We start from the raw sequence: 15021 nt of genomic DNA on the forward strand, positions 1-15021 counted from the left end.
CCCTCTTCCTGAGGGAGAGGGCCGGGGTGAGGGGGAAATAGACCAATCGGGGAAAAAAATGACCACAGAACGTCCATTTATCTCGATCTATATGCCGACGTGGAATCGTCAGCAGCTTGCCATTCGCGCCATCAAATCGGTGCTGCGTCAGGATTATGACCACTGGGAAATGATTATTGTCGACGACTGCTCGGCAAACTTTGAGCAGTTGCAGCAGTTTGTAAACGACCTCGGTGACTCGCGTGTGCGCTATACCCGCAACCCCTTTAATTCTGGCGCGTGCGCGGTGCGAAATCAGGCCATCATGCAGGCGTCGGGGCAATTTATCACCGGCATCGATGACGATGACGAATGGACGCACGATCGTCTGTCCGTCTTTTTAGCCGATCGCGATCGGTTGAAAACCCGCGCGTTCCTTTATGCCAACGATTATGTCTGCCAGGGTGAGGTTTACTCTCAGCCTGCCAGTCTGCCGCTGTACCCGAAGTCGCCGTTTTCCCGCAAATTGTTCTACAAGCGCAACATTGTCGGCAATCAGGTCTTTAGCTGGTCATGGCGTTTTAAAGAGTGCCTGTTCGACACGCAGCTGAAAGCCGCGCAGGATTACGACATCTTTTTACGTATGGTCGAGCAGTATGGCGAGCCGTGGAAAATCGAAAAAGCGACGCAGATCCTGCACATCAATCATGGTGAAATGCAGATCACCTCGTCGCCAAAAAAGTTCTCCGGCTACTTCCATTTTTACCGCAAACACAAAGCCAAATTCGACCGGGCCAGCAAGAAGTATCAGCTCTTCACGCTCTACCAGATCCGCAACAAGCGCATGAACTGGCGCACGTTACTCACCCTGTTATCGGTGCGTAACGGCAAACGTCTGGCCGATGGCCTGCGGGGGAAATGATGCGTCTGGAGGATTTTCGCGCCAATCAATGGAGTTTGCGCCCGTGCTGCATGGTCGCAGCCTACCGTATTGCCCATTTTTGCTCGGTATGGCGTAAGAAAAATGTGCTTAACAATCTCTGGGCCGCCCCGGTGCTGCTGGCCTACCGCTTTATTACCGAATGCCTGTTTGGTTACGAGATTCAGGCAGCAGCCACCATCGGGCGACGTTTTACCATTCACCATGGTTATGCGGTGGTGATTAATAAACACGTGGTGGCAGGGGATGATTTCACCATTCGTCACAGCGTCACTATAGGCAACCGTGGGGCAAAAAGTCTGGCCTGCCCGGTGATTGGCAATGGCGTTGAGTTAGGCGCCAACGTCGTGCTGCTGGGAGATATCACCATCGGTAACAACGTGGTTATCGGCGCAGGCAGCGTGGTGCTGGACAATGTGCCGGATAACGCGCTGGTGGTAGGTGAAAAAGCACGCGTGAAGGTGAGAGCATGAATATTTTACAGTTTAACGTACGCCTCGCAGAAGGCGGCGCGGCGGGTGTGGCGCTGGATCTGCACCAACGTGCGTTGCAACAAGGCATGCGCTCCCGCTTTGTTTACGGTTATGGCAAAGGGGGCAAGAAAAGCGTCAGCCATAATGATTACCCTAACGTCATCAAGCAGACACCACGCCTGACCTCAATGGCCAACCTGGCGCTGTTTCGTCTGTTCAATCGCGACGTTTTTGGCAACCTGAATAACCTCTACCGTACCGTCAGCCGAACGCCAGGCCCGGTGGTACTGCATTTTCACGTGATGCACAGCTACTGGCTGAACCTGGCCGACGTGGTGGCGTTCTGCCAGAAGCTGAACGCGCATAAACCGGACGTGACGTTTGTGTGGACGTTGCACGATCACTGGAGCGTGACCGGGCGCTGCGCCTTTACCGACGGCTGCGAAGGCTGGAAGCAGGGCTGTAAAAAATGTCCGACGCTGGCGAATTACCCGCCGGTCAAGGTTGACCGCGCGCATCAGCTGGTGGGCGAAAAACGCCATCTGTTTAATGAAATGATGGCACTCGGTTGCCAGTTTATCTCTCCAAGCCAGCACGTGGCGGACGCCTTTAACAGCCTCTACGGTGCCGGTCGTTGCAAGATCATTAATAACGGCATCGACGTCGCCACGGAAGCGATTCTGGCCGATCTGTCGCCCGTGACGGTGACCTGGGGTCGACCGAAAATTGCCGTGGTGGCGCACGATCTGCGCTATGACGGGAAAACCAATCAGAAACTGGTGCGCGATGTGATGGCTCTGGGTGAAAAGGTTGAGCTGCACACCTTCGGCAAGTTTTCACCGTTCGAAGGGCCTAACGTGGTTAACCACGGGTTTCTGACCGACAAGCGCAAATTAATGAGCGAATTGAATCAGATGGACGCGCTGCTCTTTACCTCCCGCGTCGATAACTACCCGCTTATCCTGTGTGAAGCGTTGTCCATTGGCGTGCCGGTTATCGCCACCCATAGCGATGCCGCTCGCGAAGTGCTGGTTAAGTCTGGCGGCAAAACCTTTGCTGAAGATGAGGTGCTCCCGCTGGTGCAAAAGCACAAAGCGGATATTGCCGAGGCGGTCTTTGCCACAACGCTTGAGGCTTTCAGCGCCCGCAGTCGGGTCGCTTACAGTGGGAAACAGATGCTGGAGGAATATGTCTCGTTCTATCAGAATCTGTAGTTATCTGCTGCTGCCGCTGATTTACCTGCTGGTGAACGTCAAACTTCTCCAGCTTGGCGAAAGCTTTCCGATAACCATCGTCACCTTTTTACCGCTGTTGCTGCTGCTGTATGTCGACAAGATTAACCTCAAGAAGCTGATGATCGCATTGGGGGCAGGGGCCGCGCTGACGATATTCAACTATCTGTTTGGCCAGTCTCTGAATGCCGGTAAGTACGTCACGTCGACCATGCTGTTTGTTTACATCGTCATCATTATTGGCATGGTCTGGAGTATTCGCTTTAAGACCATCTCACCCCATAACCATCGGAAGATTCTACGCTTCTTCTGGCTGGTGGTTGGGCTGGTGGTGATGCTGGCGGCGGCAGAAATGGCGCAAATTATCCTCAGCGGCGGCAGCAGTTTGATGGAGACAATTTCGAAATATCTGATTTACAGTAACAGCTATGTGCTGAATTTTATCAAATTTGGCGGTAAGCGAACCACTGCGCTTTATTTCGAACCGGCATTCTTCGCTCTGGCGTTAATCTCAATTTGGCTCAGCATCAAACAGTTTGGTATCAAAACGCCGAAGACAGATGCTATGATTTTGGCAGGGATAGTTCTTTCCGGATCGTTTTCAGGGGTAATGACATTTATCCTGTTCTATTTGCTGGAGTGGGCTTTCCAGTATCTGAACAAAGACGCCATCCGCAAGAAATTACCTCTGGCCATTATTTCACTGGCCGTATTTGTAGTCGGGGTTGTGTTCGCCTTTCCTTATATTGCGGAACGTCTCGGTGATCTAGGAACGGAAGGCTCATCCTCTTATTATCGTATCATCGGTCCGCTTGTGATGGTGGGGTATTCTCTGACCAATGTCGACGGCGTCGTAAGATTCGGCTCACTTTACGAATATGTTGCATCATTCGGAATCTTTAACGGTGCAGACGTCGGTAAAACCATAGACAATGGCCTGTATCTGTTAATTATTTATTTTTCGTGGTTCGCTGTAATATTAACCGCGTGGTATCTGTTCAAAGTTGTAAAGATGATGTTGAACGCATTTGGTGATAATCAGAATTATCGTGTTCAGCTTTATCTCTTTACTCCGATATCGTTGTTTTTTACCGGTTCGATCTTTAGTCCAGAATACGCTTTTTTAATTGTCTGTCCGTTTATTCTGCGCAAAGCGCTGAATATTACGAATTCCTGATGAGGTGTGTCACATGCTGCTTAGTATTATTACCGTTGCATTTCGAAATTACGAAGGCATTGTGAAAACCTGGGCGTCGCTGGCGCATCTGGCGCAGGCACAGGACATCAGTTTTGAGTGGATTGTGGTCGATGGCGGATCTCAGGATGGCACCGCTGAGTTCCTCGAAAATCTCAACGGGCAGTATCAGTTACGTTATGTAAGTGAAAAAGATAAAGGCATCTATGATGCGATGAACAAAGGGATTGATATGGCCAATGGCCGCTTCGCCCTGTTCCTCAATTCCGGTGATATTTTGCATGAAGACAGTGTTCAGGTGGTGCGCCAGCTTGCAGAAGCCAATAACAATGCCATGTACATTGCCGACGCATTGTTAGATTTTGGCGACGGTACCAAAATACGTCGTGGCGCAAAACACGGTTGGTATATTTACCACAGTTTGCCTGCCAGTCATCAGGCCATATTCTTCCCGGTAAGTGGTCTGAAAACCTACCCCTACGATTTACAATACAAAGTCTCCTCTGATTACGCACTGGCCGCCAGGATGTTTAAAGCTGGTTTTCCCTTTAAACGTTTGTCAGGCTTAATATCGGAATTTTCTATGGGTGGCGTGTCAACCTCGAATAATCTGGAATTATGTCGGGATGCCCGTGATGTGCAACGAAAGATATTACGCGTGCCGGGTTTTTGGGCCCAATTGTCCTATCTCTTACGGCTGCGTACAACCGGTAAAGCGAAAGCCTTATATAACAAAGCATAATTAAAAAATAGCGTGCACTGATATAAGGGTTACCTATGCAAGAATTACAAGGATTCTCCGTGCCGAAAGGCTTTCGGGGCGGTAATGCCATTAAGGTTCAATTGTGGTGGGCGGTACAGGCGACATTATTTGCCTGGTCTCCACAAATTATGTATCGCTGGCGGGCATTTTTACTTCGTTTATTTGGTGCAAAAATCGGAAAAAACGTAGTCATTCGCCCGTCAGTCAAAATTACCTATCCGTGGAAATTAACCCTTGGCGATTATAGCTGGGTGGGTGATGACGCGGTGTTATATAGCCTTGGCGATATTACCATTGGTGCTAACTCAGTGATTTCGCAGAAATGTTATTTGTGTACCGGTAGTCACGATTATATGAGCGCGCATTTTGATATCTACGCGCAGCCGATTGTGATTGGCGATAAATGCTGGCTGGCAACGGATGTATTTGTTGCTCCCGGCGTACGCATTGGCGACGGAACGGTCGTGGGTGCGCGCAGCAGTGTTTTTAAGTCGCTTGCGGCAAATATGATTTGCCGGGGCAATCCCGCAGTGGTGATACGCGAACGCGTTGAAACTGAATAATTTCTGATAAGTACAGAGGAATATACTATGTCTAAAGTCGCTCTCATCACCGGCGTAACCGGGCAAGATGGCTCTTATCTGGCGGAACTGCTTCTTGAGAAGGGTTACGAAGTTCACGGTATTAAACGTCGTGCCTCATCGTTCAATACCGAACGTGTGGATCATATTTACCAGGATCCGCATACCAGCAATCCAAAGTTTCATCTGCACTACGGTGACCTGACCGACTCCTCCAACCTGACGCGCATCCTGCAGGAAGTGCAGCCGGATGAAGTGTACAACCTCGGTGCCATGAGCCACGTTGCGGTCTCCTTTGAATCCCCGGAATACACCGCTGACGTAGACGGTATGGGCACATTGCGTCTGCTGGAGGCGATTCGCTTCCTCGGCCTTGAAAAGAAAACCCGTTTCTATCAGGCCTCCACCTCTGAACTGTATGGCCTGGTGCAGGAGACCCCGCAGAAAGAGACGACGCCATTCTACCCGCGTTCCCCGTACGCTGTAGCGAAACTCTACGCCTACTGGATAACCGTAAACTACCGCGAATCCTATGGCATGTACGCCTGTAACGGCATTCTTTTCAACCACGAATCTCCGCGCCGTGGTGAGACCTTTGTTACCCGCAAAATCACCCGTGCGATTGCTAACATTGCTCAGGGACTGGAGTCCTGCCTGTACCTCGGCAACATGGATTCCCTGCGTGACTGGGGCCATGCCAAAGACTACGTAAAAATGCAGTGGATGATGCTGCAACAGGAAAAACCAGAAGATTTCGTGATCGCCACCGGCGTGCAGTACTCCGTGCGCCAGTTCGTCGAAATGGCCGCCGCACAGCTGGGTATCAAACTGCGCTTTGAAGGCAACGGCGTGGAAGAGAAGGGCATTGTGGCCTCCGTCACCGGTCATGACGCACCGGGCGTGAAACCGGGTGATGTGATTGTCGCCGTTGATCCGCGTTACTTCCGTCCTGCAGAAGTGGAAACCCTGCTGGGTGACCCGACGAAAGCACACGAGAAGCTGGGCTGGAAACCGGAAACGACCCTGCAGGAAATGGTCTCCGAGATGGTGGCCCACGATCTCGAAGCGGCGAAAAAACACTCGTTGCTGCGAGCCCATGGTTATGAGGTTGCCATCGCGCTGGAGTCCTGAGCATGACGAAAAAACGTATCTTTGTCGCGGGTCACCGCGGCATGGTCGGGTCGGCCATTGTTCGCCAGCTCGAGCAGCGTGAGGATGTGGAGCTGGTGCTACGCAGCCGTGACGCGCTCGATCTTCTCGACCCGGCTGCGGTAAACGCCTTCTTTGCCAGCGAACGTATTGACCAGGTCTACCTGGCAGCGGCGAAAGTGGGCGGTATTGTCGCTAACAACACGTTCCCGGCGGATTTTATTTACGAGAACATGATGATCGAGAGCAACATCATTCACGCGGCGCACACGCACAACGTGAATAAGCTGCTCTTTCTCGGCTCATCCTGTATCTATCCGAAGCTGGCGCAGCAGCCGATTGCTGAAAGCGAGCTGCTTCAGGGAACGCTGGAAGCCACTAATGAGCCGTATGCGATTGCCAAAATCGCCGGTATCAAGCTGTGTGAATCCTACAATCGCCAGCATGGCCGTGACTATCGCTCGGTGATGCCGACCAACCTGTACGGGCCGAATGACAATTTCCACCCGAGCAATTCCCATGTGATCCCGGCCTTGCTGCGCCGCTTCCATGAAGCCGCAATCAGCAATGCGCCGGACGTGGTGGTGTGGGGCAGCGGTACGCCGATGCGCGAGTTTCTTCATGTGGACGACATGGCCGCCGCCAGCATTCACGTGATGGAACTGGACGCCAGCGTCTGGCAGGAAAACACTCAGCCTATGCTGTCGCACATTAACGTCGGTACCGGGGTGGATTGCACCATTCGTGAGCTGGCGCAGACTCTCGCCCAGGTGGTGGGTTACAAAGGGCGTGTGGTCTTTGACGCCACCAAACCTGACGGCACCCCGCGCAAACTGCTGGATGTGCAACGTCTGCATGCGCTCGGCTGGTATCACGAGATTTCACTGGAGCAGGGGCTGGCAAGCACCTACCAGTGGTTCCTTGAAAATCAGCAGCGGTTCAGGGGGTAAGCATGTTTCTACGTCCGGAAGATTTTGCCACGGTGGTGCGTTCCACCCCGCTCATCTCCATCGATCTCATCGTTGAGAACGCCAACGGCGAGTATCTGCTCGGAAAGCGCACGAATCGTCCGGCACAGGGTTACTGGTTTGTGCCTGGCGGTCGGGTGCAAAAAGATGAGCCGCTGGCCGTTGCATTTGAGCGCCTGACCCTTGCCGAACTGGGCCTGCGTTTACCGATGTCGGCCGGTGAGTTTTACGGCGTCTGGCAGCATTTCTATGACGACAACTTTTCCGGTAGCGACTTCAGCACCCATTACATCGTGCTGGGTTTTCGTCTGCGAGTGGATGAGGAGGCGCTGGTGTTGCCGCCGGATCAGCATGATGACTACCGTTGGCTGACGCCGGACGTATTAACTGCCGACCCACTGGTCCATGACAACAGCCGCGCCTACTTCCAGGAAGCGCGGGGAGTACCGGGTCTATGAAAATCCTCGTTTACGGGATCAACTATTCGCCGGAGTTAACCGGAATCGGTAAATATACCGGCGAAATGGTGGAGTGGATGGCGGAGCAGGGCCATGAGGTGCGTGTGATCACGGCACCGCCGTATTACCCGGAATGGAAGGTCGCAAAGCCGTACGCTAACTGGCGCTATCGCCAGGAAAACGGGGCGGCTCGCGTCTGGCGTTGCCCGCTCTATGTTCCCCGGCAGCCGTCAACCCTTAAGCGTCTTATCCATCTGACAAGCTTTGCCGTCAGCAGCTTTTTCCCGCTGATGGCGCAACGTCGCTGGAAGCCGGATCGCATCATCGGCGTCGTGCCGACGCTATTTTGCACGCCGGGTATGCGCCTGCTGGCAAAGCTTACCGGCGCACGCACGCTGGTGCACGTTCAGGATTATGAAGTCGATGCCATGCTTGGCCTGGGCATGGCCGGTAAAGGCAAAGGCGGCAGGGTGGCAAAGCTGGCCAGTGCTTTTGAGCGCAGTAACCTGCTCAATGTCGACAATGTCTCGACCATTTCCCGCTCCATGATGAACAAAGCGCGGGAGAAAGGGGTGAGCCCTGAGCGAATTATCTTCTTCCCGAACTGGTCCGAAGTGGCCCGTTTTCGGCAGGTGGAGGCGGCAAACGTCGTGGCGTTAAAGCGCCAGCTGGCGCTGCCGGATGACAAAAAAATCATTCTTTATTCCGGCAACATTGGTGAGAAGCAGGGGCTGGAAAACGTGATCGCGGCAGCCGACGCCCTGCGTGAACAGCCATGGCTGTTTGTGATCGTTGGGCAGGGCGGTGGCAAAGCCCGACTGGAAAAACTGGCGCAGGATCAGAAGCTTGATAACGTGAAATTTTTCCCGTTACAACCTTATGAAGCGCTGCCTGCCCTGTTGAAGATGGCCGATTGCCATCTGGTGATTCAAAAGCGCGGTGCTGCCGATGCGGTGCTGCCCTCCAAACTGACCAATATTCTGGCGGTGGGCGGTAATGCGGTGATCACCGCTGAAGCCAGCACCGAACTTGGCGAGCTCTGCCAGACCTTTCCAGGCATTGCGGTGTGTGTGGAACCCGAGTCTGTTACTGCGTTGACGGCCGGGATCGAACAGGCGCTGCTGATGCCGCATACCAACACGGTGGCACGTGAATATGCCGAAAGCGCGCTCGAAAAAGAGAGCGTATTAACCCAGTTTATGACTGATATCTCCCGTCGTGATCCCGTGGCCGCTCAGGCACATGCTGCGTCTTCGCAGGGCGAAACGCTGAATTACGAAGGGAATGGGGATAAATCATGAGTCAAACACAATTGTACCCGGTCGTGATGGCCGGAGGCTCTGGCAGCCGTCTGTGGCCGCTCTCCCGCGTGCTCTACCCAAAACAGTTTCTGTGCCTGAAGGGCGAACTGACCATGCTGCAAACCACCGTCTGTCGTCTCGATGGGGTGGAGTGCGAAAGCCCGGTGGTCATTTGTAATGAACAGCACCGGTTTATCGTTGCGGAACAGCTGCGCCAGCTTAATAAGCTGACCGAGAACATTATTCTCGAACCCGCCGGACGCAACACCGCACCGGCCATCGCCCTGGCGGCAATGGCGGTAAAACGGCATAACCCGAAAGCTGATCCGCTGATGCTGGTGCTAGCCGCTGACCACGTTATCGCCGATGAAGAAGCGTTCCGCACCTCGGTGCGCCAGGCCATTCCCTGGGCGGAGAAGGGCAAACTGGTGACCTTTGGCATCGTGCCGGATATGCCCGAGACCGGTTATGGCTACATCCGACGCGGCAACGTGGCGCAGGGCCAGGAAGACGCTGTCGCCTTTGATGTGGCGCAGTTCGTTGAAAAACCGAATCTGGAGACCGCGCAGGCCTATGTCGCCAGCGGGGAGTATTACTGGAACAGCGGCATGTTCCTGTTCCGCGCTGGCCGCTATCTGGAAGAGCTGAAGAAGTACCGCCCGGATATCTATAGCGCCTGCGAGAAAGCGATGAACGTCACCGACCCGGATCTGGACTTCATTCGCGTGGCAGAAGAGCCGTTCCTGGCCTGCCCGGATGAGTCCATCGACTATGCGGTGATGGAGAAAACGGCGGATGCCGTGGTGGTGCCGATGGACGCAGGCTGGAGCGATGTCGGCTCCTGGTCCTCGCTCTGGGAAATCAGCGCGCACACGCCCGAGGGAAACGTGCATCACGGCGACGTCATCAGTCATGAAACGGAAAACAGCTTCGTCTATGCCGAGTCTGGTCTGGTCACCACCGTCGGCGTGAAAGATTTGGTGGTGGTGCAGACCAAAGATGCCGTGCTGATTGCCGACCGTAATCACGTTCAGGACGTGAAGAAGGTGGTGGAGCAGATCAAAGCGGATGGTCGCCATGAGCACCACATTCACCGTGAAGTCTACCGCCCGTGGGGGAAATATGACTCCATCGATGCGGGTGACCGCTACCAGGTAAAACGCATCACCGTGAAACCGGGTGAGGGGCTGTCGGTGCAGATGCATCATCACCGGGCCGAACACTGGGTAGTGGTGGCGGGTACCGCCAAGGTCACCATTGACGATGACGTGAAGCTGCTGGGTGAAAACGAATCCATCTATATTCCGCTCGGCGCGCGTCACTGCCTGGAGAACCCAGGAAAAATCCCGCTCGATCTGATTGAGGTACGCTCCGGTTCGTACCTTGAAGAGGACGATATTGTTCGCTTCGAAGACCGATACGGACGCATTTAGCTCTATCCTGGCTGCCGGATAACGCAGGGCGTAACCGGCAGACGAAAGAGCAGAAATAACACTTAATAAAATTTCTCCGCAGCGGAGAGGGCGAACTGTTGCCTGAAAACGAGGTAATGATGGAAAAATTAACCTGTTTTAAAGCTTACGATATTCGCGGCAAGCTGGGTTCAGAACTCAATGAAGATATTGCGTGGCGCATTGGTCGTGCGTACGGCGAATATTTAAAGCCGAAGACTATCGTTCTCGGCGGCGACGTCCGTTTGACCAGCGAAACCTTAAAACTGGCGCTGGCAAAAGGGCTGCAGGATGCGGGTGTGGATGTGCTGGATATCGGCCTTTCCGGCACCGAAGAGATTTACTTTGCTACCTTCCACCTCGGCGTTGATGGGGGCATCGAAGTCACGGCAAGCCATAATCCAATGGATTACAACGGTATGAAGTTGGTACGCAAAGGGGCACGTCCCATCAGTGGCGACACGGGCCTTCGTGACGTGCAACGCCTGGCGGAGGCTAATGACTTCCCGCCCGTCGATCCCGATAAGCGCGGCAGCTACGAAAAAATCGATCTGCGCGACGCCTACATCGACCACTTGTTGACCTATGTCGACCTGTCGAATTTCACCCCGCTGCGGCTGGTCATTAATTCCGGCAACGGCGCTGCGGGTCCGGTAATTGATGCGCTGGAGGAACGCTTCAGAGCGCGCAATATTCCGGTCACGTTCATCAAAGTGCATAACACGCCGGACGGTAACTTCCCTAACGGTATTCCTAACCCGTTACTGCCCGAGTGCCGCGACGACACCCGCAATGCGGTGATTGAGCACCGTGCGGACATGGGTATTGCCTTCGACGGCGACTTTGATCGTTGCTTCTTCTTCGACGGTGGCGGCCAGTTCATTGAGGGTTACTACATTGTGGGGCTGCTGGCACAGGCGTTCCTGGAGAAGAACCCTGGGGCGAAAATTATCCATGACCCGCGCCTTTCCTGGAACACGGTCGATGTGGTGACGGCAGCGGGCGGTGAACCGGTGATGTCGAAAACCGGTCATGCCTTTATTAAAGAACGTATGCGCCAGGAAGATGCCATTTACGGTGGCGAGATGAGTGCTCACCACTACTTCCGCGATTTTGCCTACTGCGACAGCGGCATGATCCCCTGGCTGCTGGTGGCCGAGCTGCTTTGCCTGCAGGGCAAAACCCTCGCCGAGCTGGTGCAGGACCGGATGCTGGCCTTCCCGGCGAGCGGTGAGATCAATAGCACCCTGGTCAGGCCTGCTGAAGCGATCTCCCGGGTCGAACAGCACTTTAGCGCCAGCGCCCTCAGCGTTGACCGCACCGATGGGATCAGCATGACCTTCCCGGACTGGCGGTTCAATTTGCGCTCCTCCAACACCGAACCCGTGGTGCGCCTCAACGTCGAGTCACGGGGCAATGCCGCGCTGATGGAGGCACGAACACAGGACATTCTGGCGCTGTTGAATCAGTAATCCATGTTTCTCCCCCTAACCCTGTCCCTCTCTTTTTTGCCGAGAGGGCAGGACGTGAGGGGCAGAACTTATGAACAGGTAAAACGATGACAAATCTAAAAAAGCGCGACCGGGCCAGAACGAATGCATCGTTAATCTCAATCGTGCAGCGATTTTCAGACATCACCATCATGTTCGGTGGGCTATATGTGGTCTGTAGGCTCAATACGTTGCCGTTCTTTTATCAGCATCTGCTGATGGCCCTGATTACGCTGGTCGTGTTCCAGATGATCGGCGGCATGACCGATTTTTATCGCTCATGGCGTGGCGTTCGTTTTATGACCGAACTGGTTTTATTGTTGCAGAACTGGACGCTCAGTTTTGTTTTCAGTGCCGGTCTGGTGGCTTTTCGCAGCGAACTCAATAACACCTTTGCCCTCTATTTTGCCTGGTACCTGCTCAGCAGTTCAGGACTGATTATCTGCCGTGGAGTTATCCGTTTTGCCGCGGGCTGGCTGCGTAACCATGGCTACAACACCCGCCGGGTGGCGGTGGTGGGCGACCTGCCTGCCGGTCAGGCTCTGCTCGACAGTTTCCGCAATGAGCCCTGGCTGGGGTACGAAGTGGTGGGTGTCTATCATGATGCCAAAGCCGGTGGCGTAGGGCGCGACTGGGTGGGTAACTTCGAACAACTGGTCGAAGATGCCCGGGCTGGTAAGATCCATAACATTTATATCGCCATGTCGATGAACGATGCCGCCTGCATCAAGAAGCTGGTGCGCGATCTGGCCGATACCACCTGTTCCGTCATCCTTATTCCGGACGTGTTCACCTTCAACATTCTCCATTCACGTATTGAGGAAGTGAATGGCGTGCCGGTCGTTCCCCTGTATGACACGCCGCTGTCCGGTATCAACCGGGTGCTCAAACGCGTGGAAGATATCGTGCTTGCCTCTCTCATTTTAATGCTTATCTCTCCGGTGCTGTTGGGGATCTCGCTGGCGGTGAAAATGACCTCGGCGGGCCCGGTGATCTTCCGCCAGAAACGCTATGGCATGGACGGTAAACCGATCATGGTGTGGAAATTCCGCTCTATGAAGGTGATGGAGAATGACAAGGTGGTGACGCAGGCCACGCAGAACGACCCACGAGTGACCAAAGTGGGGAGCTTCTTGCGCCGCACCTCCCTTGATGAACTGCCGCAGTTTATCAATGTGCTGACGGGGGGAATGTCGATAGTCGGTCCCCGCCCGCATGCGGTTGCGCACAATGAACAGTACCGCCAGTTGATCGAAGGTTACATGCTGCGCCACAAAGTGAAACCCGGCATTACCGGTTGGGCGCAAATCAATGGCTGGCGCGGCGAGACCGACACGCTGGAAAAAATGGAAAAACGCATTGAGTTCGACCTGGAATACATCCGCGAATGGAGTTTGTGGTTCGATATCAAGATTGTTTTTCTGACTATTTTCAAGGGCTTTGTTAATAAAGCAGCGTATTAATAACCCGCCCCGTAGGGCAACGCACCCATAACGTCCTATGAGGCAGGTTAAAGGGAAAAATCATGAGCCTGAGAGAAAAAACCATCAGCGGGGCAAAATGGTCAGCGATGGCGACGCTGACCATCATCGGCCTGGGACTGGTACAGATGACGGTGCTGGCGCGCATCATTGATAACCATCAGTTCGGTTTGCTGACCGTCTCGCTGGTTATCATTGCGCTGGCCGATACCCTGTCGGATTTTGGCATCGCCAACTCCATTATTCAGCGCAAAGAGATAAGCCACCTGGAGCTGACCACCCTTTACTGGCTGAACGTGGGGCTGGGACTGGTGGTCTGCGTGGCTATGTTTACCCTGAGCGACCTGATTGCCGATCTCCTGAATAACCCGGATCTGGCGCCGCTGATAAAAACGCTGTCGCTGGCGTTCGTGGTGATCCCCCATGGTCAGCAGTTTCGTGCGCTGATGCAAAAGGAGCTGGAGTTTAACAAAATCGGCAGCATCGAGACCCTGTCGGTGTTGGCAGGCTTTACGTTCACCGTGGTAAGCGCCTTCTACTGGCCGTTGGCGTTAACCGCCATTTTGGGGTATCTGGTTAACACGGCGGTGCGAACACTGCTCTTTGGCTGGTTCGGCCGCAAAATTTACCGTCCGGGGCTGCATTTTTCACTGCGTTCGGTCAGCGCTAACCTGAAATTTGGCGCCTGGCTGACCGCGGACAGCATCATCAATTACGTGAACACCAACCTCTCCACGCTGGTACTGGCGCGTATCCTGGGCGCAAGCGTTGCAGGGGGCTATAACCTGGCCTACAACGTGGCCGTGGTCCCGCCAATGAAGCTCAACCCGATCATTACCCGCGTATTGTTCCCGGCATTTGCCAAAATTCAGGATGACACTGAAAAGCTACGGCTTAACTTCTACAAGCTGCTCTCCGTGGTCGGCATCATCAACTTCCCGATTCTGTTGGGGCTGCTGGTGGTTTCCAATAATTTTGTGCCGCTGGTGTTTGGCGAGAAATGGAACAGCATCATTCCCATTTTGCAATTGCTGTGCATCGTTGGGCTGCTGCGGGCGGTGGGAAATCCGATTGGTTCGCTGCTGATGGCGAAAGCGCGAGTGGATATCAGCTTTAAATTCAACGTCTTTAAAACCTTCTTGTTTATTCCCGCCATCATCATTGGCGGTCATCTGGCGGGGGCCATTGGCGTTACGCTGGGCTTCCTGCTGGTACAGATTATCAACACCATTCTGAGCTACTTCGTGATGATAAAACCGGTGCTCGGCTCAAGCTACCGCCAGTACATCCTCAGCCTGTGGCTGCCGTTCTATCTCTCTTTACCGACGCTTGCCGTGAGCTATGGCCTGGGTCTTGCGCTGGCGGGGCATCTCGCTACGCCTGGCATACTTGCGCTTCAGGTTGGCGCAGGCGCACTGGCTTATGCGCTGATGATTGTGCTGTCGCGCAATGCGCTGGTGGTAGAGATGAAACGCCAGTTTTGCCGCAACGAGAGAATGAAAACGTTACTGCGGGCAGGTTAATTTTCCCCCTCTCCCAGTGGGAGAGGGCCGGGGTGAG

Annotated in this window: 14 protein-coding genes; all 14 read left to right on the plus strand. The window is 54.0% G+C overall.

All coding sequences use genetic code 11. From position 1 onward, the window contains the following. The first annotated feature begins 58 nt into the window (after positions 1-58). The 14 genes from wcaA (at position 59) to wzxC (ending at position 14984) form a co-directional block, all read left to right on the plus strand. Positions 59-901 (plus strand): colanic acid biosynthesis glycosyltransferase WcaA, encoded by an 843-nt coding sequence (gene wcaA / locus ACUY4Q_RS08655; protein WP_458046635.1) that lies wholly within the window; start codon positions 59-61, stop codon positions 899-901. Next, positions 901-1392: a colanic acid biosynthesis acetyltransferase WcaB gene (wcaB, locus tag ACUY4Q_RS08660; RefSeq protein ID WP_458047293.1), complete on the plus strand. Its 492-nt coding sequence runs from the start codon at positions 901-903 to the stop codon at positions 1390-1392. Before wcaA ends, wcaB begins: the two co-directional genes overlap by 1 nt. Beyond that, positions 1389-2606: a colanic acid biosynthesis glycosyltransferase WcaC gene (wcaC, locus tag ACUY4Q_RS08665; RefSeq protein ID WP_458046636.1), complete on the plus strand. Its 1218-nt coding sequence runs from the start codon at positions 1389-1391 to the stop codon at positions 2604-2606. The genes wcaB and wcaC overlap by 4 nt, the downstream gene beginning before the upstream one ends. Next, positions 2581-3801, plus strand: coding sequence for a colanic acid polymerase WcaD (gene wcaD / locus ACUY4Q_RS08670; RefSeq protein WP_458046637.1), 1221 nt, complete (start codon positions 2581-2583; stop codon positions 3799-3801). The genes wcaC and wcaD overlap by 26 nt, the downstream gene beginning before the upstream one ends. 13 nt (positions 3802-3814) lie before the next feature. Continuing rightward, positions 3815-4561, plus strand: a complete 747-nt coding sequence (wcaE, locus tag ACUY4Q_RS08675; RefSeq protein WP_458046638.1) for a colanic acid biosynthesis glycosyltransferase WcaE — start codon at positions 3815-3817, stop codon at positions 4559-4561. Positions 4562-4596: 35 nt separating this feature from the next. After that, positions 4597-5145 (plus strand): colanic acid biosynthesis acetyltransferase WcaF, encoded by a 549-nt coding sequence (wcaF, locus tag ACUY4Q_RS08680; protein WP_458046639.1) that lies wholly within the window; start codon positions 4597-4599, stop codon positions 5143-5145. A gap of 27 nt (positions 5146-5172) precedes the next feature. Further along, positions 5173-6294 carry a GDP-mannose 4,6-dehydratase gene (gene gmd, locus ACUY4Q_RS08685; protein WP_458046640.1) on the plus strand — a complete coding sequence of 374 codons (1122 nt, stop codon included), beginning with the start codon at positions 5173-5175 and terminating at the stop codon, positions 6292-6294. Between the two features lie 2 nt (positions 6295-6296). Continuing rightward, on the plus strand, positions 6297-7262 hold the full coding sequence (gene fcl / locus ACUY4Q_RS08690; RefSeq protein WP_458046641.1) for a GDP-L-fucose synthase: 966 nt from the start codon (positions 6297-6299) through the stop codon (positions 7260-7262). A gap of 2 nt (positions 7263-7264) precedes the next feature. After that, the gene (locus ACUY4Q_RS08695; protein WP_458046642.1) at positions 7265-7738 is read left to right on the plus strand and encodes a GDP-mannose mannosyl hydrolase; all 474 of its coding nucleotides are present in this window, start codon (positions 7265-7267) and stop codon (positions 7736-7738) included. Next, positions 7735-9039, plus strand: a complete 1305-nt coding sequence (gene wcaI, locus ACUY4Q_RS08700) for a colanic acid biosynthesis fucosyltransferase WcaI (RefSeq protein ID WP_458046643.1) — start codon at positions 7735-7737, stop codon at positions 9037-9039. Before ACUY4Q_RS08695 ends, wcaI begins: the two co-directional genes overlap by 4 nt. Then, the gene (gene cpsB, locus ACUY4Q_RS08705) at positions 9036-10472 is read left to right on the plus strand and encodes a mannose-1-phosphate guanyltransferase (RefSeq protein WP_458046644.1); all 1437 of its coding nucleotides are present in this window, start codon (positions 9036-9038) and stop codon (positions 10470-10472) included. The genes wcaI and cpsB overlap by 4 nt, the downstream gene beginning before the upstream one ends. Before the next feature lie 119 nt (positions 10473-10591). Next, positions 10592-11962, plus strand: a complete 1371-nt coding sequence (cpsG, locus tag ACUY4Q_RS08710; protein WP_458047294.1) for a colanic acid biosynthesis phosphomannomutase CpsG — start codon at positions 10592-10594, stop codon at positions 11960-11962. An 86-nt stretch (positions 11963-12048) separates the two neighbouring features. After that, the gene (gene wcaJ, locus ACUY4Q_RS08715) at positions 12049-13443 is read left to right on the plus strand and encodes an undecaprenyl-phosphate glucose phosphotransferase (RefSeq protein WP_458046645.1); all 1395 of its coding nucleotides are present in this window, start codon (positions 12049-12051) and stop codon (positions 13441-13443) included. Positions 13444-13505: 62 nt separating this feature from the next. Next, on the plus strand, positions 13506-14984 hold the full coding sequence (gene wzxC, locus ACUY4Q_RS08720; protein WP_458046646.1) for a colanic acid undecaprenyl disphosphate flippase WzxC: 1479 nt from the start codon (positions 13506-13508) through the stop codon (positions 14982-14984). Positions 14985-15021 lie beyond the last annotated feature (37 nt).

Source organism: Phytobacter cepae, from assembly GCF_054165735.1.

Excerpts from the sequence above, each read along its gene's own strand:
- wcaF (WP_458046639.1), top strand. The coding sequence starts at position 4,597 with ATGCAAGAATTACAAGGATTCTCCGTGCCGAAAGGCTTTCGGGGCGGT.
- wcaJ (WP_458046645.1), top strand. The coding sequence starts at position 12,049 with ATGACAAATCTAAAAAAGCGCGACCGGGCCAGAACGAATGCATCGTTA.
- ACUY4Q_RS08695 (WP_458046642.1), top strand. The coding sequence starts at position 7,265 with ATGTTTCTACGTCCGGAAGATTTTGCCACGGTGGTGCGTTCCACCCCG.
- wcaE (WP_458046638.1), top strand. The coding sequence starts at position 3,815 with ATGCTGCTTAGTATTATTACCGTTGCATTTCGAAATTACGAAGGCATT.
- cpsB (WP_458046644.1), top strand. The coding sequence starts at position 9,036 with ATGAGTCAAACACAATTGTACCCGGTCGTGATGGCCGGAGGCTCTGGC.
- wcaB (WP_458047293.1), top strand. The coding sequence starts at position 901 with ATGCGTCTGGAGGATTTTCGCGCCAATCAATGGAGTTTGCGCCCGTGC.
- wcaA (WP_458046635.1), top strand. The coding sequence starts at position 59 with ATGACCACAGAACGTCCATTTATCTCGATCTATATGCCGACGTGGAAT.
- fcl (WP_458046641.1), top strand. The coding sequence starts at position 6,297 with ATGACGAAAAAACGTATCTTTGTCGCGGGTCACCGCGGCATGGTCGGG.
- cpsG (WP_458047294.1), top strand. The coding sequence starts at position 10,592 with ATGGAAAAATTAACCTGTTTTAAAGCTTACGATATTCGCGGCAAGCTG.
- wzxC (WP_458046646.1), top strand. The coding sequence starts at position 13,506 with ATGAGCCTGAGAGAAAAAACCATCAGCGGGGCAAAATGGTCAGCGATG.
- wcaI (WP_458046643.1), top strand. The coding sequence starts at position 7,735 with ATGAAAATCCTCGTTTACGGGATCAACTATTCGCCGGAGTTAACCGGA.
- gmd (WP_458046640.1), top strand. The coding sequence starts at position 5,173 with ATGTCTAAAGTCGCTCTCATCACCGGCGTAACCGGGCAAGATGGCTCT.
- wcaD (WP_458046637.1), top strand. The coding sequence starts at position 2,581 with ATGTCTCGTTCTATCAGAATCTGTAGTTATCTGCTGCTGCCGCTGATT.
- wcaC (WP_458046636.1), top strand. The coding sequence starts at position 1,389 with ATGAATATTTTACAGTTTAACGTACGCCTCGCAGAAGGCGGCGCGGCG.